This window comes from Nocardia sp. NPDC004722 (genome assembly GCF_053601505.1).
In genome coordinates, this window is record NZ_JBSGBY010000012.1 from 17,502 (window position 1) to 37,454 (window position 19,953).

The window sequence follows — 19,953 nt, forward strand, 5'->3', positions numbered from 1 at the left end:
AATCAATAGATTTCCCCGGTGCGGCGCTCCCATACTGCAAGGGTGAACACCGCAGTAATTCTCGACCATTTCCGCACCCACGGCGCGCCCCTGACGCTGTCCCGAACCGGTGTCGTGGCATGGGACGACGCGGAATTCCACCGGGCCGCCCACGCCGCCGACCCCGAGGGGTATGTGCTGACCGCCCTGGTCCCCGGCGTGCACGAGACCCAGCGCGCCCGCGTCCTGTTGCGGACCCTGCTCGCCTCTCGCGCCGAGCTGCCCGAGGAAACCCGGGGCATTCTCGACAAAGCCACGCGTGCACTGCTTTTCGGCCTGCCACCGGCCGACGTGATCACCGTCCTGCTGGCCGTGCGCCGCCGCCGCGCCAACCACAAGCACGTCACCCGCGCCATCGCGGCCTTCGTCCTCGACCACCCGGACGCCGAACTCCTCATCGCCGCCCGCCGCCCCGCCCTGCGTGACTGCCTCGAGCACGCCCTCGGCAAGAACACCGCCCGCGCCTGCCTGCGACAGATCCTCGACGGCACCACCGATTCACCTGAACTGCGCCGAAACCTGCTGCGGTTCACCGCGAATCCGGACCGCGCCGTCGAACGGTTGCGTCAGCTCTACGCGCCCGGCACCCACGGCGTCCCCGTGCTCACGGAGCCGATCGCACCGCTGGAGCCGACCCGCGACCGCGAGCCCATCGTCACCGTCACCAACCGCGGCGACATCGCCGCCACCCTGGTTCACCTGTACCGAGGCGGCCCCGCAACCGAACTGGGTCCCGCGCTGGCCGGATACGTCGCAGCCACCGTCCGTGGCCTGCCACCCCTGCACGGCCACATCGCCCTGGTCCTGGACACCTCGGAGTCCATGCGCGGCTACGGCGACCGAGAATGGGCCCTGCTCTCCCAGGCCGAAGCCCTCCGCCTGACCCTGGCCGAGCTGTGCCCCCAGCTCACCGTGATCGAGGTCGGCGCTGCCCAAACGGCCGCGACCGACCTGGCCACAGGCGTCCTCGACGCCCTGGAAGCCGTTGCCGCACCGGCGCACCCGGCCCCGGACCTGGTGGTCGTCGTGACCGACGGCTACGAGAACCAACTGCCGGGGGACTTGGCCCGCGTCGCGGCAACACTGCCGTCGATCGGCGTCGATACCCCGATCGTGCTGTGCCAGGCCCTGTTCACCGGCAGCGACGACCGCACCCTGCGCGATCCAGCCCCGGCCCTGCCCCACACGGCCTTCTGGCACCAGGACGATTTCGCCGCCCTGCTGCCCTGGCTGTTCGCCCGCACCCCCGGCGGCGCGGACTGGATCCGCACCGCCACCCACCGTTTCCTCGACGCCCGACCGGAAGGAGCAGCACAGTGACTCGTCTTATCGCCAGGCTCGTCGCGATCGTCCAACTCGACGGGCCGATCTGGTTCGACCGGCGCCTCATCACCCAACTCGACGTCCTCGGACGTACCTCGGTCGCCGCGATCGGTCAGGAGCTGTAAGCATGACTCGTCTCGATACTCTCGTTCGCGCGCCGGTCGACCTGGCCGGGTACCGGCTGGGGGAGCCGCAAGTCGCGGGGGCGCTGACCATGGTGCCGATTCACGGGCCCGAGCGGCCCGGGATCGTGCCGCCGCGGTCGGGGTTGAAGCTGAATCGTGTTGTCGGATACGGCAGTGTGGAACTGCACAACGGCGCGCCGTCGGGGGTGGCCATTGTGCCGCTGCACATCGGGTACATCCAGGAAGGGGCGCAGAATCATGCGCTCTGCTCGGCGGCGCTCATGGGGGCGGGGGAGACTCGGCTGTTCGAGGACGCCTGCTGCGTGCAGGCGGCCCAGGGCGGCTACCTGCAAGGACGTGATCAGTGGTTCTTCGTGCTGCCGGTGGAGTTGCGGGCCAAGGCGCTCGCGCTGCGCGGGAAGCCGGGGTATTCCAAGCTGTGGCAAGACATTTCGGCGGTCAACAGCCGGTACGGGCTGCCTGCGCGTGGACACCTCGAGCAGATCCTCACCCGTAAGCGTGCGGTACTGACCCAGTTCCGCAGCCGACTCGAGCTGCTGCCCGGCCAGTTGGGCGCACTGTTCTTCGTCGGCGAGCGGTTCGCGGGTCTGGAGATCGCGCCCGATCCGCGCTACTTCGCCGAAATGTGGATGCCGCTGGTGTGTTTCGCCTACGGCGTCGCCGCTTGGCGGGCCGAGCCGGCGCGTCCGGAACCTGAGCCGTTCGCGGTGCGGGACCTCGCGGAACTGCGCGCCGAACTGACGAGTGCCCGCGAGCACCACACCGAGCGACTGGTTTCGTGGATGCCCGCGGACACCACGATGAACAGCGCCGAGCAGGAGCGGTACCTGGATCTGCGCCTGCACACCCTCACCGGCGCGCAGGTCGCGGGTCAGGTGGTCACCGAGCACGACCGGCCGGTCTACGCCTCCCTGTTCGCGGTTCATTGACGGTCCCCTCCGCTGTCAGCGCCGATGTCAGTGCGACATCAGGTCGCTGTCAGCGGACCCGGCGACAGTGTGTACATCGCAAACAGCGACCCGGATCCAGCCAGGATCCGGTCGAATTCCCCACGGAATCAAAGGAGTACACATCATGTCCCTCAACCTGACCGCCCAGGACCTGCAGACCATCCGCTCCGCCGCCTATGGCGCGGTCTCGCTGCTGGCCGCCGCCTCGCCCAAGCCGCACCGGGCCGCCACCAACGGCTCCATCGCGCTGTACTCGGCCACCGGCGAGATCGGCCACATCCTCGCCGCCAAGACCAAGGACATCACCCTGCGGGGCAAGAACACGGCGGAACTGGCCGACCAGGTCTTCCCGGCGCTGACCGCCTCGGTTTCCCTGCTGCAGCAGCAGGATCCGGCGGAGGCCGCCAACTTCCGCGACACCGTGCTGACGGCCGTCGCGGCGGCCACCCCGGTCGCACACCCGACCACCACGGCGATGACCCAGAAGATCAACGCCGCGCTCGTGTCGGCCTGAGACGATTAAATCGGTTGCGTCGCAATGGGAAAGGGGATTGAATGAGGTACGGGAACTGAACCGGGCACGGCGGGATTCACCTTCATTCCAGATGATGATGAATCGTCCACCTAAGGGCGATATCCGAACCGTCGGCGCGCCGGTCACCTGTCCCGACTTACTCCCCGAGGCTCCGGCCTCACGAATGCCCGGCGAGACCCCTCGCGCCGGGCATTCGTTCGTTCGAGGGGGTCGTGGACGTTCAGTGGGCCGTGGACAGCACGCGATCTCGCTGGCGTGCTTCCTCTTCGGCGCACGTGGTCGCGAGCGCCCGCCGTCGATTGGTGCGCACCGCCGCACTGAAGAGCTGATATTCGGCCGAGGGAACACACACCTCGCGATAGGGCTGACGTGGAACAACCCGGCGCTGCGGACCCGGAATCACCACCCCGTGCCGGGCGCCCGGCCCGGACTCCTGGGCGCGTACCCACTTCTGCATGGTGTGGGAGTCGATGCTGGGCAGGTATTCCACCGCGCGATCCCATTCCAGGCCCTCCACCTGCATCGGATCGGCGACCGCGGTCACGACGACGGCATATGCCGTGCCGACGGTGTTGTCCGCCATCGGATCTACCCCCTGTCCATGCTCGACATCTCCGGCGTTGCGCGGGGAATATTCAGGATACTTCGAAAGATCTTGCACTACTGAGCGTTTCGCTCTACCCGCAGAGAGTTTGCGGGTACGTCGCCGTACTCGAGCGACCGAACGGGCAGGTGCCGCCGGAATTCGGCCACCGCCCGGCGGGTCGCGGGGCGTGGCGTCGAGTGGCGGGAATCACGCCCGGAATACCCCGGGGGACACCGTGGTTCAATTGGTTGCCATATCCACCAAGAGTGGCAGTGATCCGAGGAGGACCCCGTGCAGTTCGGAATTTTCAGCGTCGGTGACGTGACGATGGACCCCACCACCGGCCGCACCCCGACCGAGGCCGAGCGCATCCAGGCCATGGTCGCCATCGCCCGCAAGGCCGAAGAGGTCGGACTCGACGTCTTCGCCACCGGCGAGCACCACAATCCGCCCTTCGTCCCGTCCTCGCCGACCACCATGCTCGGCTACATCGCCGCGCAGACCGACCATCTGATCCTGTCCACCGCGACGACCCTCATCACCACCAGCGATCCGGTCAAGATCGCCGAAGACTTCGCGATGCTGCAGCATCTGTCCGGCGGCCGCACCGACCTGATGATGGGCCGCGGCAACACCGGACCCGTCTACCCGTGGTTCGGCAAGGACATTCGCGACGGCGTCCCGCTGGCGATCGAGAACTACCACCTGCTGCGGCGGCTGTGGCGCGAACGGAACATCAACTGGGAAGGCAAGTTCCGCACCCCGTTGCAGGGCTACACCTCCACCCCCGCGCCCCTGGACGGCACCCCGCCGTTCGTCTGGCACGGCTCCATCCGCTCGCCCGAGATCGCCGAGCAGGCCGCCTACTACGGTGACGGCTTCTTCCACAACAACATCTTCTGGAACCCGGAGCACACCAAGCAGATGGTGACGCTCTACCGCCGCCGCTTCGAGCACTACGGGCACGGCTCCGCCGAACAGGCCATCGTCGGCCTGGGCGGGCAGGTCTTCATGGCCGAGACCGAGGCCGAGGCCAAGCGGGTGTTCCGTCCGTACTTCGACAACGCGCCCGTCTACGGACACGGCCCGTCGCTGGAGGACTTCACCGAGATGACCCCGCTGACGGTCGGCACGCCGCAGCAGGTCATCGAACGCACCCTCGGTTTCGCCGACAATGTGGGCGATTACCAACGGCAACTGTTCCTGATGGATCACGCCGGACTGCCGCTGGAGATGGTGCTCGAGCAGCTCGAGATCCTCGGCAAGGAGGTGGTCCCGGTGCTGCGCAAGGAGTTCGAGGCGCGCCGCCCGGCCGGGGTGCCGAGCGAACCGCCCACCCACGCGTCGCTGGTCGCCGCCGGCCCGGACGCCCCGCACCACCTGGTCGAACCCGCCCGCGAGCGTGTGCTCGCCGAGAAGAATTGAGGACGAGCATGAGTCGCAAGCTGGTCGTGCTGACCGCCGGACTGTCACAGCCCTCCTCCACCCGGCTGCTCGCCGACCAGCTCGCCGCCGCGGTCTCCGCGGCGGTGGGCGGGCGCGGGGAGAGCCTCGAGGTCGAGGTCGTCGAGCTGCGGGAGCTGGCCGCCGACCTCGCCACCACCATGACCACCGGACTGCCCACCCCCGCGGTGGCGGCCGTGCGGGAGCGGGTATCGGCCGCGGACGGCCTGATCGCCGTGACGCCGGTCTTCACCGCCAGCTACAGCGGGCTGTTCAAGATGTTCATCGACGTCCTCGACACCGACGCCCTCAACGGCATGCCGGTCCTGATCGCCGCCACCGCGGGCACTGCCAGGCATTCGCTGGTACTCGATCACGCGCTCCGGCCACTGTTCACGTACCTGCGGGCAGTGGTGGTTCCGACCGGTGTCTTCGCCGCCACCGAGGACTTCGGCTCGACCGGTCTGACCGACCGCGTGCACCGGGCGGCCGCCGAACTCGCGCAGCTCGTGGTCGCGGAACCCGTCGGTGTGCAGGGCTTCCTCCAGGACGAACCGACCCGGCACCGCACCTCCGGCAACGGTGTCGGCGCGGTGCGGCCGTTCAGTGAACTGCTGGCCGGGCACACCGGCGATGACCGATAACCAATCGATAGCTAGGTAGCATCACACGCATGGTCGAGGAAATTCTGCCCGCCATCCCGCTCGACTCCTGGCGGCCCACGAAGGAAACCCTGCACCGCTACGCCCAGATCATCGGCAAGGTGGCGCTGGCCAAGGGCATTCGTCGCAACCACTGGTGGCATATGACCTACCGGCTCACCGCGCGCGGCTGGACCACGGTCGCGCTCGGCTCCGCCACCGACGGACCGGTATTCACCTGCGAGTTCGACTTCTTCGACCATGTGCTGCGGATCGCCAACGACCGCGGCACCCGGGAGGAGATCCCGCTGGGCGGGCAGTCGGTGGCCAGCTTCTACATCGAGGCCATGAGCGGGCTGCGCAACCTCGGCGTCGACGTCGAACTCGCCCACCCCACCCCCTTCGATCTGCCCGACCACGGGCGGCCCTTCGACGAGGACGAGGAACACCATCACTACGACCCGGTCGCCGCCCAGCGCGCCTTCAGGGTGCAGAGTCAGGTGGGCCGCGTTCTCGAAGAGTTCAGCGCCACCTACTCGGGCAAGATCTCACCGGTCCAAGTGTTCTGGCACACCTTCGATCTCGCGGTCCAGCGGTTCTCCGACCGCAAGATCGACATGCCCGCCAGCGTGGATCCCGTGACCCGCGAAGCCTATTCCCGCGAGGTGATCAGCGCCGGATTCTGGTTCGGCGACGACAAGGTGCCCGCGCCGACCTTCTACTCCTACACCGCACCCGAACCCGCCGGGCTCGCCGAGCAGCCGCTGCGCCCGGCCACCGCCGGATGGGTGGCGTCGGGTTCCGGGCACAGCGCCTATCTGCCCTACGACGACGTGCGCGCCGCCGCCGATCCGGTCGGCACCGCGCTGGGGTTCTTCCAGTCCGCCTACGACGCGGGTTCGCGTCTCGCAGGCTGGGATGCTGTCGGTCTGGCCTGCCACAATGGCATCACCGATCCCGTATTGACCTCACCCCGGCTGGGCGGGCCGGAATAATCGAATGCCCCGAATCGTCTCTCCGGCATAGTGTGTCGAAGAGGAGTCATGGGATGATCGCCATGGGGAGAGGGCCCGCAAGGCTTTCGCGTGTGGAGAAGAGGGGTCCAGATGCGTGAAGAACGCATACCGAATCCGACATTGACCGCCTACCGGGAAACCACCTTCACGGCCGGACCCACCACCCGTGTCGGATTGATGGGCGCGCTGGTGCTGGGCAGCCTGATCCTGGTCTGGGCGGCCGAACGAGCCTCCAGCGAGGGTGATGACCACGGCTGGTTCGTGGCGGTGTCCTTCGCCGGACTGTTCGTCGCGCGCGGGCTCTACCTGCGCCGTCCCATCACCCTGCCGCATCTCACCGGCGCCGCCGTCACCCTGGTCATCTCGAACTTCGCCTACCGGACCGAACATCCCGCCGTCGGATTCGTCTTCCTCGCGGCCAGCGGCGCGATCCTGGTGCTGCCGCAGGGCAGCAGCCCGCAGCCCGAACAGCTACCCCGGGTGGCCGAACTGGTGCGGCGCAGCCAGGGAGATCCCTTGGCGCCCTTCGCACTGCACTCCTCCAAGAGCTACTTCTTCAATGCCGACGGCTCCGCGGCCATCGCCTACCGAGCGCGCTTCGGAATCGCCGTCGTCGCGGGCGATCCCATCGGCGACGCCGACCGGTTCCCCGAATTGCTCACCGAATTCTCGCTTTTCGCGGGCAGCCACGGCTGGAAGATCGCGGTGCTGGGCGCGAGCCCGGCGGTCACCCAGGTCTGGCAGCGGCGGGCCGTCGATCATCGCGGGCTGCGCGCCATCGCGATCGGGCGTGACGTGGTCGTCGAGGTCGGCGGATTCGACATGGTCGGGCGCAAATTCCGCAATCTGCGCCAGGCGGTGAGCCGGACCAAGAACTTCGGCGTCACCACCGAGATCCTGCCCGAGGTCGCGCTCACCGAACCGCTGCGCGAAACCCTGCTGTCCATCGTCGACGAATGGGGACACGGGCGGCAGACCCGCGGCTTCTCCATGATCCTCGACCACCTGCTCGACGGACGGCATCCGGGCATGCTGGTGGTCCTGGCCCGCGACGCCGACGGCCGGGTGGTGGGCTTCCAGCGCTACGGCATGTCCGGCAACGGACAGGAACTGAGCCTGGACGTGCCGTGGCGGCGGCACGACGCGCCCAACGGACTCGACGAACGCATGATCGTCGACTTGACGGAGTACGCGCGTGAGCGTGGCATCAAGCGAATCTCGCTGGCGTTCGCGGCATTTCCGGAGATCTTCGCCGACAAGCAGCGGTCGCGGACCATGCAGACGGTGTATCTGGCGGTGCGGGCGGGGGATCCGCTCATCCGGCTGGAATCGCTGTACCGATTCCTGCGCAAGTTCAACGCATTCGGCGATCAGCGCTACGTCCTGCTGCGCTGGCGTGAGGTGCTGATCGTGGCGGCCGCGCTGCTCACCCTCGAGTTCGTCCCGCACCGCAAGCAGCACTGAACAACTCGCGTAACTCTCACGGGTAATCCCCTGAAAACCCGTAGGGGCCTGGCAGATTCTCACGCCAAGAAGTCGACCAGCGCGGTAGAAAAGGCCGGGTCGGCGACGGCGGCGAGATGGTCGCCCTTGACGACGACGCATTTCGCGTTCGGCAGGGCGGCGGCGAGACGTTCGGGTTCGGCCGCGAACGGATCGGCGTCGCCCGCCAGCACCAGGGTGGGAATCGTAATGGCGGAAAGGTTTTCGATCGGGGCCTCGTTGATGCCCGCGGCGACGTCGGCGATGGCCGCGCGGTCCGCGCCCAGCGCGTCGGCGAGGATGCGGAACATCCGCGCCTGCGGGACGGTGTCGCCGATCTCGCCGGTCATGGCGGTGACGATGTCCTCGGCCTGGATCACCCGCCAGTCGATCCCGCCGCAGTCCACCACCCCGCAGCCGATCCCGCCGATGGCGAGCCGCTCCACCCGCTTGTCCGCGCCCGCGACCAGCAGTGAGATGATCCCGCCCATCGAATAACCCACCAGCGCAACCCGATCCAACCCCAGCTCATCGAACAGCGCCCGCACGTCATCGGCCATGAACCGCCACGAATACCGGCTGGCGTCATGCGGCTTCTCCGACCGCCCATGCCCGCGGGCGTCCAGCGAGATGACGTGATGCCCCGCCCGCCGCAGGGCCGCCACCACTCCGACGCTCATCCAATTGGCATTGGTGTCGGCCACGATGCCGTGCTGAAGGACCACCGGCACGCCCTCGCCCTCCCACACGGTGTAGTTGAGCTCCAACCCATCCCACGTGGTGAACTTCGCCATGATCGCGATGCTAGTCACCCCGTTCGTCATCCCGGCGTGCTTTTGGCCGGGATCCACACCCCGAGGCGTTGGATTCCGGCCAAAAGCACGCCGGAATGACTGGGAGGGAATGACGGAGAAGGGCGAGACGGGGGAATGAAGCGAGGCGGCGGTCAGCCGATCCGGGCCACGACCGCGCGCGGGAGCAGTGGCATCACCAATGCCAGTGCCCGCCACGGCCATTCGGGTACCGAAGCGCGGAGGGCTTCGCGTTCGATGGCGGCGACCATGGAGTTGACGCCCTTGTCCAGCGGGGCGACGAGTTTGGCGTCTCCGGCTTTGGCGGCCATGTCGGTGGCGATGAAGCCCGGCTGCAGGGTGGTCACCTTGATCGGGGTGCCGCGTAGTTCGATGGCCAGGCCCTCGCCCAGGGCGGTGACGCCGGCCTTGCTGGCGGCGTAGGCGGCCTTCTTGCCGGGCAGGCCGCGGACCGCGCTCATGGAGGAAACGAGTACCAGGTGCCCGGCGTTCTGCCGCCGGAAGATGCTCATCGCGGCCTCGGCCTGCGCCAGCGCGCTCACGAAATTCGTGGTGGCCGTGGCGAGATTCGCGTCCGCGCGGCCGGTGCCGATGCGCGCGCCCTTGCCGATTCCGGCATTGACGATGACCCGGTCGAGCCCGCCCAGCTCCGCGGCCAGTTCCTCGAAGACCTTCGGGATGGCCGCGTGGTCGTCCACGTCCAGTCCGCGCACCGCGACGGTGATCCCGGGGTGCGCGGCGAGCAGCTCGTCGCGCAACTCCTCGAGATTCGACACCCGGCGGGCGCACAGCGCGAGATCCCGCCCGCGCCGCGCGAATTCGCGGGCCATGCCCGCGCCCAATCCGGAACTGGCGCCGGTGATGAGGATCTTCTGCCTGCTCATCCCGCCACCCTAACCGTGCCGCCGCTTTTCCTTCACCGGAGAAGGGTTATCCGGCGGAGCCCGTGTTGGGCTGTGCCGGTTGCAGGTGCCAGGCCCCGCAGTTCACGGTCGAGAACCCGACGTCGGTCGCCTTGATCTCCACGACCACCGGCTTCGACCGGACGAAGTCGCTGGCGATGATGTAGTAGTTCGGGTCCGGATAGTCCTGTGGTGTCTGAATTTTCCACAGCCGCCGCCAGAAGCAGCCGCCGTTGGCCGGGTCCGGCGACCCGTCGCCGAGATAAGTCCCCGGTTTGATATCCACATTGACCAGATAGGTCCCGTCGACCGTGATATCCGTGGCGGGTTCGGCCGCCGCGATTCCGGATGCGGCAATGGTCATTACCGAAGCGAATGTTCCCGCGGCCAAGAATGCGCCTGCACGCACGATTTTTCCTCCCTGAGCAGCTCACTGCGCCACACGGTTCCCGACGTGCGGCGGTGTGGGTGATCCCCGCGTTCTCCCGGGGAGGGGTCTATCAGAAAATCCGGTCTGTTTTCGGGAAATCGCCCGATTTCGGCGAATGAACAATCGCGGGCGATGCTCTTTCGGCCTCCGAAACGATATTCAAGGCATGGAGAGACTTCGCCCGGTCGCGACCGGATGTACCGGCGATTGTGCCCGGTTGTGTACCGAGGCGGGCCTGGCGGCCGTGCTCGCCGCCGATCGCGGCCTGCTGCACTGGCGGGCCATGAGCCGCCTCGGCGACCCGGGTCTGGCCGAGCACGCCGTGCAGGAGACCCTGCTGCGGGCGTGGCGCGCCTGCGCCAGCTACGACCCGACCCGTGGCAGCGTGCGCACCTGGCTGCTCACCATCGAACGCAATGTCCTCACCGATACCGCCCGCTTCCGGGCGTCCCGTCCCGGCGACACCAGCTGGGACCAGATCGGGGAGCAGACCGAAAACCACTGCGCCCGCCCCGATTTCGTGGAAGATCTGACCGACGGTCTGCTGGTCGCCGATCTGCTGGAGCAGCTCCCGCCGCCCCAGCGCGACGCGGTCGTGCAGGTCATCCTGCGGGACCGCGCCTATCAGGATGTGGCTGCGGACCTGGGGATTCCGGTCGGCACCGTCAAGACGCGCGTGCACTACGCGTTGCGTTCCCTGCGCAGGCTGCCGGTCAGCGCATGAACCCGTAGCGCTCCCCGCACGTCGAACTAGAGTGGCCGCCCCGACCCCGGGCGCGGCCCCGAGCGAGGAGTTACCGATGACCGAGAAGATCCCGGGCCCCGGCGGATTCGCCGTGGACCGCCGTACCGCCCTGGCCGCCACCGCGGTCGCCGCCACCGCCCTCACCGTGGCGGGATGCAGCAGCGCTTCGAACCAACCGGCCTCGGCCGCCCCCAACCCGTCGGCCGCCAAGGCCGACGACCCCGCCGCCAAGAAGGACGGCGACGAACTGGCCTACACCAAGGATGTGCCGGTCGGCGGCGGCGTCATCGCGGGTGACACGGTCGTCACCCAGCCCACCGCGGGCCAATTCCAGGGCTTCTCATCGACCTGTACCCACCTGGGCTGCAAGGTCAACGAGGTCGCCAACGGGCTGATCAAGTGCCCGTGCCACGGCAGCAGTTTCCACCTCGACGGCACCGTCGCGGGCGGCCCGGCCCCGCGCGCGCTCGACGCCAAGGCGGTCAAAGTGGACGGCGACAAGATCGTCCCGGCCTGATCGTCCCGCCCCGGGTCCTGCTTGCCGACCGCCTCGCACGAATCGTCGTGCGAGGCGGTCGTGTTTGTGGCGCGCCGTCCCGGGCGCGTCGTCCGGATTACGGCGGCCGATTACGGGATAGTGGGCGGTGTGGTCGTTTGCCCGACGTGTCCGTCAGCGCTCTGATCAGCTGTTTCTGGACGTCCGACCACTTATAACGGTTTCATCACGAAGCTTGCCAGAAGGTAACTGATGTTGCCAGAGTTACCGGAGTGAACTGCTGGGTCTGGTGTTACTAGTGGGAAGGGAGGGGCGCTCCGCCCCGAGCGCCGTCCGCTTATGAAGCCAAGCATCACCAAGGCCGGAATCTGCACCGCCGTCACCGCGGCGGCGATCACCGCCGTGGCCGGAATCGTTCCGGTCGCTGCTCTGGCCGCACCCGCTCTGCCCGAGCTGCCGCAGAAGCTCGCCGGCAAGACCATCTTCCTGGACCCCGGTCATCAGGGTCCGAATCACACTCAGGACGAGAACAAGCAGGTCAGTGATGGCCGCGGTGGCACCAAGGCGTGCCAGACCACGGGCATGACCAGCCTGCACGGCGTCGCCGAGCACACCATCAACTGGAATGTGGCGCAGCTGGTTCGCACCTCGCTCGAGGGGCTCGGCGCGCACGTGGTCATGAGTCGGCCGGACGACACCGGCTGGGGTGGCTGCGTCGACGAACGCGCGCAGGCGGCCAATGCCTCCGGCGCGGATGTCGCCCTCAGCATCCACGCCGACAGCGGGCCCGCCACCGGGCGCGGCTTCCACCTCATCGTGCCGCAGCTGCCGGTGCCCGACGCCAAGGTCAGCGAGGTGCAGTCCGGCGCCGGACTGGCCGCCTCCAAGGCCATGCGGGACGCCTACGTGCAGGCCGGATATCAGGTCGCCGGATACAACGGCGCGGTCGACGGACTGCAGACCCGCGCCGATATCGCCGGTCCCGCGCTCACCACCGTGCCGGACGTGTTCCTGGAGATGGGCAACGGCGCGAACGCGGAGGACGCGGCGCAGCTGGAAAGCCCGGAGGGACAGCTCAAGCACGCGGTCACCATCGTCACCGGCATCGCGTCCTACCTGCTCGGCGTGCCGGTGCCCGCCGACGCCGAGCAGGCGACCGCCCCGGGAACCCAACCGGGACAGCCGATTCCGGCGCAGCCCGCCCAGGCGCAGGTGCCGCCGCCGGTGGAGACGCCGCAGCCGGTGACCCCGCCCTCGGTAGCCCCGCAGGCGCAGGTTCCCGCCCCGGTGGAAACCCCGCGTCCGGTGGCTCCGGCGCAGGTGCCGCCGGTGCAACCGCAGGCGCAGGTGCCGGGGCAGCCTTCCGCTCAGGCCGCGCAGGTGCCGCCCGCTCCCGCTCCGGCGCAGGCGAATCCGGGTGAACCGGCGCTCCCGGGTGGACTGGACGCCTTCCAGCAGCTGGCCGACACCTTCCTGGGTCTGGCCCAGCAGGGTGGCGCGCCGCAGGCTCAGACTCCGCCCGCACCGCAGGCTCAGACCCCGCCCGCACCGCAGGTGCAGATCCAGCCGACCCTGCCCGCCGCGCAGCCGGGTCAGGCCGCGCCGCAGGTGGTTCCGGCGCAGCGTGGCGTGCCGGGTGCCGCTCCGGCGGTGAAGCCGGTGGCGGATCCGCGTGGGCCGAAACGGCAAGCGCCCGGCACCCAGGGCGGCGCGCAGACTCCGGCCCCGGCCGCCCCTGGCGCGCAGGCGAATCCGGGTGCGCAGACCCCGGGTGCGCAGCCCCAGTCGCCGAAGTCCAAGTCGGACGGCGGCGGCCTGGATGTGGACACCATGAGCACGCTGGTGCAGTCGGCCATCAAGTTCTTCGGCCCGCTGGCCAAGATGCTGCTCGGCAATACCGGTGTCAGCGCGGACCTGCTCAACCTCGCCTACAGCGTGGTGTCGGTGCTGAGCACGAACATGCTGGCCACGCCCGCCACGAAGTAGTCGCAGGCCCGGCGAACGCTCGCCCCCGCTCTGGATCTTCCAGGGCGGGGGCGTTTTTCGTAGCACCCGCCACAGGCGAACCGTTCGGCACCTTCTGTCCCATATCCGGCGAACCGACGAAGCTGGGCAAACTTTTCGCGACCGCGAAACGCGCGGCCCCGGACTACCGCCGCCTGCCTGGACAGCAAGGTTGTCGCGGCAATGCGGCGCACGTGCGGACAACTTCGTGTCCGGTGGTTGGCAAGCATCCGGCGCAGGAGTTGCATGAATTCGGGTCGGGTCAGACGCGCTGGCAATTACGGCTCGACAGATCGAGGTGGATGATGGCGTTCGGCGTGGGTTTGTCTATCGGCACGGTGAATACGGTCTGCTCGACAGCGGCCGATCGATCCGGAAAACATCCGCCCGGCCGCCGCGGGGCCCAGCTCCCGCCCACGACGTGGCGCAGCACCCTCACCTTCGACAGTTCCGGTACCGCACGCGTCGGCCGCATTCCCCGGCACGGCCGCGTCATCACCGATTTCGCCGATCTCACCCAGCGCGGGGCTCCCGTCGCGCGGGTCGGGCATCGCGCCCTCTCGGCGGCGGACCTGGTGGCGACGGTGGCGTTCAGCGTGGTGACGGAGGTGCTGGGCAAGCCCCCGGCCGAACCGCTGGACAGCGGGGAGGCCGGTATCGCGGTGACCCATCCGGCCGGTTACTCGGCCAATCTGGTCGCGGATCTGCGCTCCGCGCTCGATGGTGTCGGGCTGTCGCGGGCCACGCTGGTGGCCGAGCCGATCGCCGCCGTCACCTGGCTGGCGGCCGAACGTGGGCCGCTCACACCGGGTTTGGCGCTGGTGTACGACCTCGGCGGGTCGGGGCTGGACATCACGCTGCTGCGGGTCGGCATGGGCGCGCCCAGTAATCCGGTGGTCGGGTTGCCGCTGCATTCGGTCGAGTACGGCGGCCGGGCCTTCGGTGACATGGTGGCTCGCAAGTTGCGGCGCACCGCGGGCGCCCAGGTGGTGCCGCGCGGGCTCTCGGACGCGGATTCGGGTGAACTGCGCAGCGAGCACATTCGCCGGTCGCTGGCACTGGTCTACAAATGCCTGCGCATCGCGGATGTGACCATGGCCGATGTGGATCGGATCCTGGTGGTCGGCGGTGCGGCCCGCCCGCCGGAGGTGGCGCAGGTGCTGGCCAAGGAGTTGGCGCGGCCGGTCGTGGTGGCGTCGGATCCGGAGCGCACGATCGCCGACGGCGCGGCGCTGGCGGCCCGGCAGGCGTTGCTCGAGCAGGATTCCTCAGGCCATCGCCATCATTCGATCACCGGGTTGTTCCGGCGTGTCGTGCGGGTGGCCGCCCTCTGAATTGATCATTTGCTCGGTTACTCGCGGGTTCGTATGTCTGTACATGCCAAGTCCCGCTAACTTCTGCAAGCATGGTGCGAACACGTTGTTGACGCCTCTCTTGTTTGGTGTAACTATGGGGAACAGATAAACGCTCCCCCCAACTGGAGAGGTGACGACGATGTCTCCGACCACGACGCCCATCGAAGACCCCGTGGTGGCCGAAGCCCAGGAGTACGCGAACAAGCTGCTGCTGCTTTCGGAAGGGTCGGTGAACAAGCACTTCGACCCCTACGAGGACATCGACTGGGACAACCCGGACTTCGACGCCGACGCCCGTCCCGAGCGCTGGATCCTGCCGGAATCCGCGGACCCGCTCGGCCGCCACGAGTGGTACCAGTCGCTGCCGGTCGAGCAGCAGATCGCGCTCGGCAAGTACCGCCAGGCCAATATCGCCAAGGTCGGCCTGCAGTTCGAGTCCATCCTGATCAGCGGCATGGTCAACCACACCTTCGGCCTCGCCAACGGTGACCCGGAATTCCGGTACTGCACCCACGAGATGTCCGAAGAGCTCAACCACACCCTGATGTTCCAGGAGATGGTGAACCGCATCGGCGCGGACGTGCCCGGCATGGGCCCGCTGGTCAAGCAGTTCCGGCTGCTCGGCGTCCCGATCGCGATCATGTTCCCGAACCTGTTCTTCATGGCCGTGCTCGCCGGCGAGGAGCCGATCGACCACATCCAGAAGCAGATCCTGCGTTCGGGTGAGGAGGTGCACCCGATCATGCGCGGCGTCATGTCGATCCACGTCGCCGAGGAGGCGCGCCACATCTCCTTCGCGCACGAGTTCCTCAAGCAGCACGTGCCCGAGGGCAATGTCGCCAACCGGTTCGTGCTCTCGGTCGCCATGCCGATCGTCATGTTCATCCTGGGCCGTTCCATCGCGACGCCGCCCAAGAAGTTCTTCCAGGAGTTCGACATTCCGGATTCGGTGCGCAAGGAGCTGTTCTACGGCTCCAAGGAGGCCAAGAAGGTCTTCGCCGACTACTTCATCGACGTGCGCGCGCTGGCCAAGGACATCGGCCTGATGAACCCGATCTCCAAGCAGGTCTGGAAGCTGTTCGGCATCGACGGCCAGGCTTCGCGCTACCGCTCGGAGCCGATCCGCTCCGGCAAGGCAGCCTAGGAAAGGGGAGCGTCCAATGCCGTACGTAGTCACCCAATCCTGTTGCAGCGACGCCTCGTGCGTATACGCCTGCCCGGTCAACTGCATCCATCCGACGCCGGATGAGCCCGACTTCCTGACCGCGGAGATGCTCTACGTCGACCCGCAGGCGTGCGTGGACTGTGGTGCGTGCGCCACCGCGTGCCCGGTCGACGCCATCACCTCGACGAAAAAGCTTACCGAGGAACAGCTTCCGTTCATCGAGATCAACGCCGACTTCTACCGGCAGGAGCGGCCGCGGCCACTGCTGGCGCAGCCGATTCCGGCGGCCGAGGTCAAGCGGCGGGAACCGTTGCGGGTGGCGGTCATCGGGTCGGGACCCTCGGCCATGTACGCGGCCGACGAATTGCTCACGCAGCCCGGCGTTTCCGTGACCGTGTTCGACCGGGTGACCACGCCGTATGGCCTGGCCCGCTTCGGTGTCGCGCCCGATCACACCAAGACCCGCAAGGTGAGCGAGCTCTTCGACGTGATCTCGGCGCAGCCGGGATTCGGCTCGTATCTGAATGTGAATGTGGGCGAGCATGTCTCGCACGAGGAGCTGCTGGCGCACCATCACGCGGTGATCTACGCCGTCGGCGCGTCCTCGGATCGCAAGCTCGGCATCCCGGGGGAGGGTCTGCCCGGCAGCGTCTCCGCCACCGACTTCGTGGCCTGGTACAACGGCCATCCGGCGCAGGCGGCGCGGCACTTCGACCTGTCGCAGCGGCGTGCGGTGATCGTCGGCAACGGCAATGTGGCGCTGGACGTGGCACGCATCCTGACCAGCGATCCCGAACTGCTGGCCGGTACCGATGTCTCGCAGCGGGCGCTGACCGCGTTGCGGCGCAGCAATATCGAGGAGGTCGTGATCCTCGGGCGGCGTGGTCCGGCCGAATCCGCCTTCACCGTGCCGGAATTCGTGGGCCTGCTGGGTGCGGATGTCGACATCGTGGTCGAGGGCGAGATTCCCGAACCTGTCGAGGGCATGTCGCAGAAGGTCGAGCACAAGCTGAAGCTGTTGCGCGGCTTGGCGGATCGGCCCGTGGGCGGCCGCAAGCGCATCGTGTTCCGGTACCTGTCCGCGCCCACGGCGATCGCCGGGGTGGATCGGGTGACCGGGGTCGAGGTGGTGCGCAACGAGCTCGTCACCGGCGATGACGGCCGGGTGCACGCGGTCGCGACCGAGGACGTCGAGACTCTCGACGCCGGGCTGGTGCTGGCTTCGGTCGGGTATCGCGGTGTGGCGCTGCCGGGGCTGCCGTTCGACGAACGGTCGGGGATCATCCCCAACACCGACGGCCGGGTGACCGAGGAGTCCGGCGGCGCGGTGGTGCCCGGTACGTATGTCACCGGCTGGATCAAGCGCGGTCCGACCGGATTCATCGGGACCAACAAGTCGTGCGCGCAGCAGACCGTGCGTCAGCTCGTGGACGATTTCAATGCCGGTCGCCTGACCCAACCCGCCCACAGCGCAGGCGATTTCGACCGACTGGTCGGTGGGCGTCAGCCGCACGCCATTCGTGGCGGCGCGGTCAACCGCCCCCGCCGCAAGCTCCCGCTCCTCGTCCGGCGGTAGTCATAGTTTGTAGCCGAGGCCGCCGCACGCATCGCGTGCGGCGGCCTTCGTCGTTCTCGATGCCGTCTCCATGCCGGATCCGCTGACATTCTGCGCCACGCAAGGCATCCGGTGCGGCCTCGGCTGCGAATGCTCTTGTTGTCCGCGTACGCGACGTACCGATGCCGTTGTGCGAGTTGTAATGCCGCGTTTGCTCGGAACGACATCAGCGGTAGTACAGAAGATTTCGTCGCGAATCACGGACGGTGAAGCGGCCCGCGTGGGGGATTCCCGGGTAGCTACCGACCAGTGATCGGTAATTCACACTCCGAAACTGACGTTGCGGTTTTGTTTTTCGGACACCACTTGCCTACCGGTTGGTATGAATTATTTGTTCGCTGCGTTGTAGCCACCGAGAAAGACTGTTCGGTTGCTTTTGTCCCGCAGTTGGATTTGATCTTGCTGCCGATATTGCCTGACCAGTAGATTCGCCACCTTCGCTACTGGACGCGAAATCTTTTCCCCCGATTCGATATTCATCCCCCGCTAACGCCAGTTAACCTGAACCAGCTGTTTGGTAAACGACCGCGACCACATGGTTGGTACGCCCGTGGAGGCCGTGGTCTCGGTGCGTTGACGGGATAGCGATGACAGTTGGCTTTGGCATGAGCATCGGCACAGTGAACTCTGTATGGGCGACAACGGCCGGTGATCGGAACCGGCCCGCGGTGCGAGTTCGCCGGACGGCTGTCACCTTCGACAGCGCCGGCGGCCCGCATATCGGGGGAATTCCCCGCTTCGCCCCGGTGGTCACCGACTTCGCCGATCTCACGTCCGAGCCGGACCCGGTGGTCATCGGCGGCCGCATCTGGTCCCCGGCGGATCTGGTGGCCGCGGTGGTGAACGGGCTCATCGAGACGAACGCGCCCGAGGCGCCCGCCGTAACCACCTATCCCGCTTGCTATTCGGACAAACACGTCACGCGGTTGAGACGGGCGCTGGACTGGTCCGGCGCGGCGGACGTCACCCTCATGCCCGAAGCGGTGGCCGCGGTCGAATGGCTCGACGAGGAGTACGGCATCTCCGAATCCGGGCTCACCCTGGTCTACGATCTCGGCGGCAACAGCCTTGACCTGGCCGTGGTGCGCACCGAGGCGGACGTCGACGAGCGCGGCATCCTCGGCCGCGCCGAGCGCTCGTACGAGTACGGCGGCCGCCCGCTGGGCACGCTGCTCGCCCGCTATGCCCGCAGCATCGCGCCGCAGAACACCCAGCCGGTCTCGGCCGTGGTTCCGGCCTCGGATACGAATCGCCTGCGCAGCTGGCACATTCGCAACTCGCTGCGGCTGGTCCGGTCGGTGGTGCACCGGGCCGGGCTGCACATGGAGGAGATCGACCGGGTGCTGCTGACCGGCGGCGCGGCCCGTCCCGCCGAGGTGGCGCGGGTGCTGGCCGACCTGGGACGGCCGGTCGTCATGTCGCCCGATCCGGCGCACACCGCCGCGGTGGGCGCGGCCATCGCCGCCTTCCGCAGCATCGACACCGGCTCGGCCATCGGCCGCTACGCCCCGCGCGCGGCCGTGATCTCCGGTGCCGCAGTCGCTTCCGCGCTGGCCATGTCCGCCGCCACCGTCCTCGGCGGGCCGGTCGCCGGACCGCCCGGACTCCAAGCCGCCCCCGAACCGGCCGACCCGCCCTCCGGCGCGGCCGTCCTCGGCACCGGTGATGTCGTCGTCCTCGAGGATGCCGCCGCCCCGCCTGGAGCCCGCTCCCACGCCGTCACCACCGTGGCAGCCGTCCGCACCTACGTCCCCATCGCCCCGACGGTCACCTCCACCTGGGTCAACGGCCGCCCGGTCGACACCACCAACGGCGGCACCCACTGCGAAACCCGCGCCCTCGCACCGGATCCGGTCACCTACGCCAACCCGGCCCAGTTCACCAACCCCCTCCCGTTCCAGGACTACGCCTGGACCGTCGGCGCGTTCCCCAAGCTCCCCGCCGTGAGCGTCCCCGGCACCGTCCAGCCGATCTCCGGCACCCTCCCGGTCGTAACCGCCCCGGGCGCAACCCAACCCGGCACTCCACCGGCCGTAACCCCACCCGGAACCGGCCAACCGGCCACGGGCCAACCCGCTTCGGGTCAGCCCGCATCCGGTCAACCCGCCACGGGTCAACCCGCCTCGGGTCAACCCGGCACCGGCCAACCCGCCGCGGGCGACCCGGGCAGCGGCCAACCCGGATCCGGCCAGCCCGGCGGCACCACCCCCGGCAGCGCCCCGGGCGGCACCCAGCCCGGCAGCACCGGCGGCACCCCGGCCGGAGACG

Annotated in this window: 19 protein-coding genes; 15 read left to right on the forward strand and 4 right to left on the reverse strand. The window is 68.3% G+C overall.

The annotated features are described in order from the left end of the window. The first annotated feature begins 42 nt into the window (after window positions 1-42). The 4 genes from ACWELQ_RS03075 to ACWELQ_RS03090 all read left to right on the forward strand — a co-directional run bounded on the left by ACWELQ_RS03075 (window position 43) and on the right by ACWELQ_RS03090 (window position 2,972). Window positions 43-1,359, forward strand: a complete 1,317-nt coding sequence (locus tag ACWELQ_RS03075; protein ID WP_452395358.1) for a hypothetical protein — start codon at window positions 43-45, stop codon at window positions 1,357-1,359. After that, entirely contained in the window at window positions 1,356-1,487 is a 132-nt protein-coding gene (locus ACWELQ_RS03080) for a hypothetical protein (protein ID WP_452395359.1), read from the forward strand. The genes ACWELQ_RS03075 and ACWELQ_RS03080 overlap by 4 nt, the downstream gene beginning before the upstream one ends. Before the next feature lie 2 nt (window positions 1,488-1,489). Continuing rightward, window positions 1,490-2,437 (forward strand): ARPP-1 family domain-containing protein, encoded by a 948-nt coding sequence (locus ACWELQ_RS03085; RefSeq protein WP_452395360.1) that lies wholly within the window; start codon window positions 1,490-1,492, stop codon window positions 2,435-2,437. Between the two features lie 145 nt (window positions 2,438-2,582). Next, window positions 2,583-2,972: a hypothetical protein gene (locus ACWELQ_RS03090; protein WP_452395361.1), complete on the forward strand. Its 390-nt coding sequence runs from the start codon at window positions 2,583-2,585 to the stop codon at window positions 2,970-2,972. Between the two features lie 241 nt (window positions 2,973-3,213). Here ACWELQ_RS03090 and ACWELQ_RS03095 read toward each other — a convergent pair whose 3' ends face one another. Continuing rightward, the gene (locus tag ACWELQ_RS03095) at window positions 3,214-3,576 is read right to left on the reverse strand and encodes a hypothetical protein (RefSeq protein WP_452395362.1); all 363 of its coding nucleotides are present in this window, start codon (window positions 3,574-3,576) and stop codon (window positions 3,214-3,216) included. Window positions 3,577-3,870: 294 nt separating this feature from the next. Here ACWELQ_RS03095 and ACWELQ_RS03100 point away from each other — a divergent pair, with 294 nt between their 5' ends. From ACWELQ_RS03100 to ACWELQ_RS03115, 4 genes are all read left to right on the forward strand, one after another. Beyond that, entirely contained in the window at window positions 3,871-5,004 is a 1,134-nt protein-coding gene (locus ACWELQ_RS03100; protein ID WP_452395363.1) for an LLM class flavin-dependent oxidoreductase, read from the forward strand. An 8-nt stretch (window positions 5,005-5,012) separates the two neighbouring features. After that, window positions 5,013-5,666 (forward strand): FMN reductase, encoded by a 654-nt coding sequence (locus ACWELQ_RS03105; RefSeq protein ID WP_452395364.1) that lies wholly within the window; start codon window positions 5,013-5,015, stop codon window positions 5,664-5,666. A gap of 29 nt (window positions 5,667-5,695) precedes the next feature. Further along, complete coding sequence (locus ACWELQ_RS03110; protein ID WP_452395365.1) at window positions 5,696-6,658, forward strand: DUF5996 family protein; 963 nt, start codon at window positions 5,696-5,698, stop codon at window positions 6,656-6,658. A gap of 111 nt (window positions 6,659-6,769) precedes the next feature. Then, the gene (locus tag ACWELQ_RS03115) at window positions 6,770-8,143 is read left to right on the forward strand and encodes a bifunctional lysylphosphatidylglycerol flippase/synthetase MprF (protein WP_452395366.1); all 1,374 of its coding nucleotides are present in this window, start codon (window positions 6,770-6,772) and stop codon (window positions 8,141-8,143) included. A gap of 59 nt (window positions 8,144-8,202) precedes the next feature. Here ACWELQ_RS03115 and ACWELQ_RS03120 read toward each other — a convergent pair whose 3' ends face one another. From ACWELQ_RS03120 to ACWELQ_RS03130, 3 genes are all read right to left on the reverse strand, one after another. Then, window positions 8,203-8,955: an alpha/beta fold hydrolase gene (locus tag ACWELQ_RS03120; RefSeq protein WP_452395367.1), complete on the reverse strand. Its 753-nt coding sequence runs from the start codon at window positions 8,953-8,955 to the stop codon at window positions 8,203-8,205. Between the two features lie 152 nt (window positions 8,956-9,107). Beyond that, window positions 9,108-9,857 (reverse strand): SDR family oxidoreductase, encoded by a 750-nt coding sequence (locus ACWELQ_RS03125; RefSeq protein ID WP_452395368.1) that lies wholly within the window; start codon window positions 9,855-9,857, stop codon window positions 9,108-9,110. A 46-nt stretch (window positions 9,858-9,903) separates the two neighbouring features. Then, window positions 9,904-10,239 (reverse strand): hypothetical protein, encoded by a 336-nt coding sequence (locus ACWELQ_RS03130; protein WP_452395369.1) that lies wholly within the window; start codon window positions 10,237-10,239, stop codon window positions 9,904-9,906. Window positions 10,240-10,522: 283 nt separating this feature from the next. On the opposite strand from ACWELQ_RS03130, the gene ACWELQ_RS03135 reads away from it, so the two are divergent. The 7 genes from ACWELQ_RS03135 to ACWELQ_RS03165 all read left to right on the forward strand — a co-directional run. Continuing rightward, window positions 10,523-11,029: a sigma-70 family RNA polymerase sigma factor gene (locus tag ACWELQ_RS03135; RefSeq protein ID WP_452395370.1), complete on the forward strand. Its 507-nt coding sequence runs from the start codon at window positions 10,523-10,525 to the stop codon at window positions 11,027-11,029. Between the two features lie 76 nt (window positions 11,030-11,105). After that, window positions 11,106-11,567 (forward strand): QcrA and Rieske domain-containing protein, encoded by a 462-nt coding sequence (locus tag ACWELQ_RS03140; RefSeq protein ID WP_452395371.1) that lies wholly within the window; start codon window positions 11,106-11,108, stop codon window positions 11,565-11,567. A gap of 318 nt (window positions 11,568-11,885) precedes the next feature. Further along, complete coding sequence (locus tag ACWELQ_RS03145; protein WP_452395372.1) at window positions 11,886-13,532, forward strand: N-acetylmuramoyl-L-alanine amidase; 1,647 nt, start codon at window positions 11,886-11,888, stop codon at window positions 13,530-13,532. Between the two features lie 335 nt (window positions 13,533-13,867). Next, entirely contained in the window at window positions 13,868-14,884 is a 1,017-nt protein-coding gene (locus ACWELQ_RS03150; RefSeq protein ID WP_452395373.1) for an Hsp70 family protein, read from the forward strand. 160 nt (window positions 14,885-15,044) lie between these two features. Then, window positions 15,045-16,049 (forward strand): AurF N-oxygenase family protein, encoded by a 1,005-nt coding sequence (locus ACWELQ_RS03155; RefSeq protein WP_452395374.1) that lies wholly within the window; start codon window positions 15,045-15,047, stop codon window positions 16,047-16,049. A 16-nt stretch (window positions 16,050-16,065) separates the two neighbouring features. Continuing rightward, a complete protein-coding gene (locus tag ACWELQ_RS03160) occupies window positions 16,066-17,646 on the forward strand; it encodes an FAD-dependent oxidoreductase (protein WP_452395375.1) in 1,581 nt (526 codons plus the stop codon). Window positions 17,647-18,290: 644 nt separating this feature from the next. After that, a partial coding sequence (locus tag ACWELQ_RS03165) for a hypothetical protein (RefSeq protein ID WP_452395376.1) occupies window positions 18,291-19,953 on the forward strand: 1,663 nt, incomplete at its 3' end.

Coding starts and splice junctions, on each gene's coding strand:
- ACWELQ_RS03105 (WP_452395364.1), top strand. CDS start 5,013: ATGAGTCGCAAGCTGGTCGTGCTGACCGCCGGACTGTCACAGCCCTCC.
- ACWELQ_RS03155 (WP_452395374.1), top strand. CDS start 15,045: ATGTCTCCGACCACGACGCCCATCGAAGACCCCGTGGTGGCCGAAGCC.
- ACWELQ_RS03115 (WP_452395366.1), top strand. CDS start 6,770: ATGCGTGAAGAACGCATACCGAATCCGACATTGACCGCCTACCGGGAA.
- ACWELQ_RS03140 (WP_452395371.1), top strand. CDS start 11,106: ATGACCGAGAAGATCCCGGGCCCCGGCGGATTCGCCGTGGACCGCCGT.
- ACWELQ_RS03085 (WP_452395360.1), top strand. CDS start 1,490: ATGACTCGTCTCGATACTCTCGTTCGCGCGCCGGTCGACCTGGCCGGG.
- ACWELQ_RS03160 (WP_452395375.1), top strand. CDS start 16,066: ATGCCGTACGTAGTCACCCAATCCTGTTGCAGCGACGCCTCGTGCGTA.
- ACWELQ_RS03145 (WP_452395372.1), top strand. CDS start 11,886: ATGAAGCCAAGCATCACCAAGGCCGGAATCTGCACCGCCGTCACCGCG.
- ACWELQ_RS03120 (WP_452395367.1), bottom strand. CDS start 8,955: ATGGCGAAGTTCACCACGTGGGATGGGTTGGAGCTCAACTACACCGTG.
- ACWELQ_RS03130 (WP_452395369.1), bottom strand. CDS start 10,239: ATGACCATTGCCGCATCCGGAATCGCGGCGGCCGAACCCGCCACGGAT.
- ACWELQ_RS03110 (WP_452395365.1), top strand. CDS start 5,696: ATGGTCGAGGAAATTCTGCCCGCCATCCCGCTCGACTCCTGGCGGCCC.
- ACWELQ_RS03125 (WP_452395368.1), bottom strand. CDS start 9,857: ATGAGCAGGCAGAAGATCCTCATCACCGGCGCCAGTTCCGGATTGGGC.
- ACWELQ_RS03095 (WP_452395362.1), bottom strand. CDS start 3,576: ATGGCGGACAACACCGTCGGCACGGCATATGCCGTCGTCGTGACCGCG.
- ACWELQ_RS03090 (WP_452395361.1), top strand. CDS start 2,583: ATGTCCCTCAACCTGACCGCCCAGGACCTGCAGACCATCCGCTCCGCC.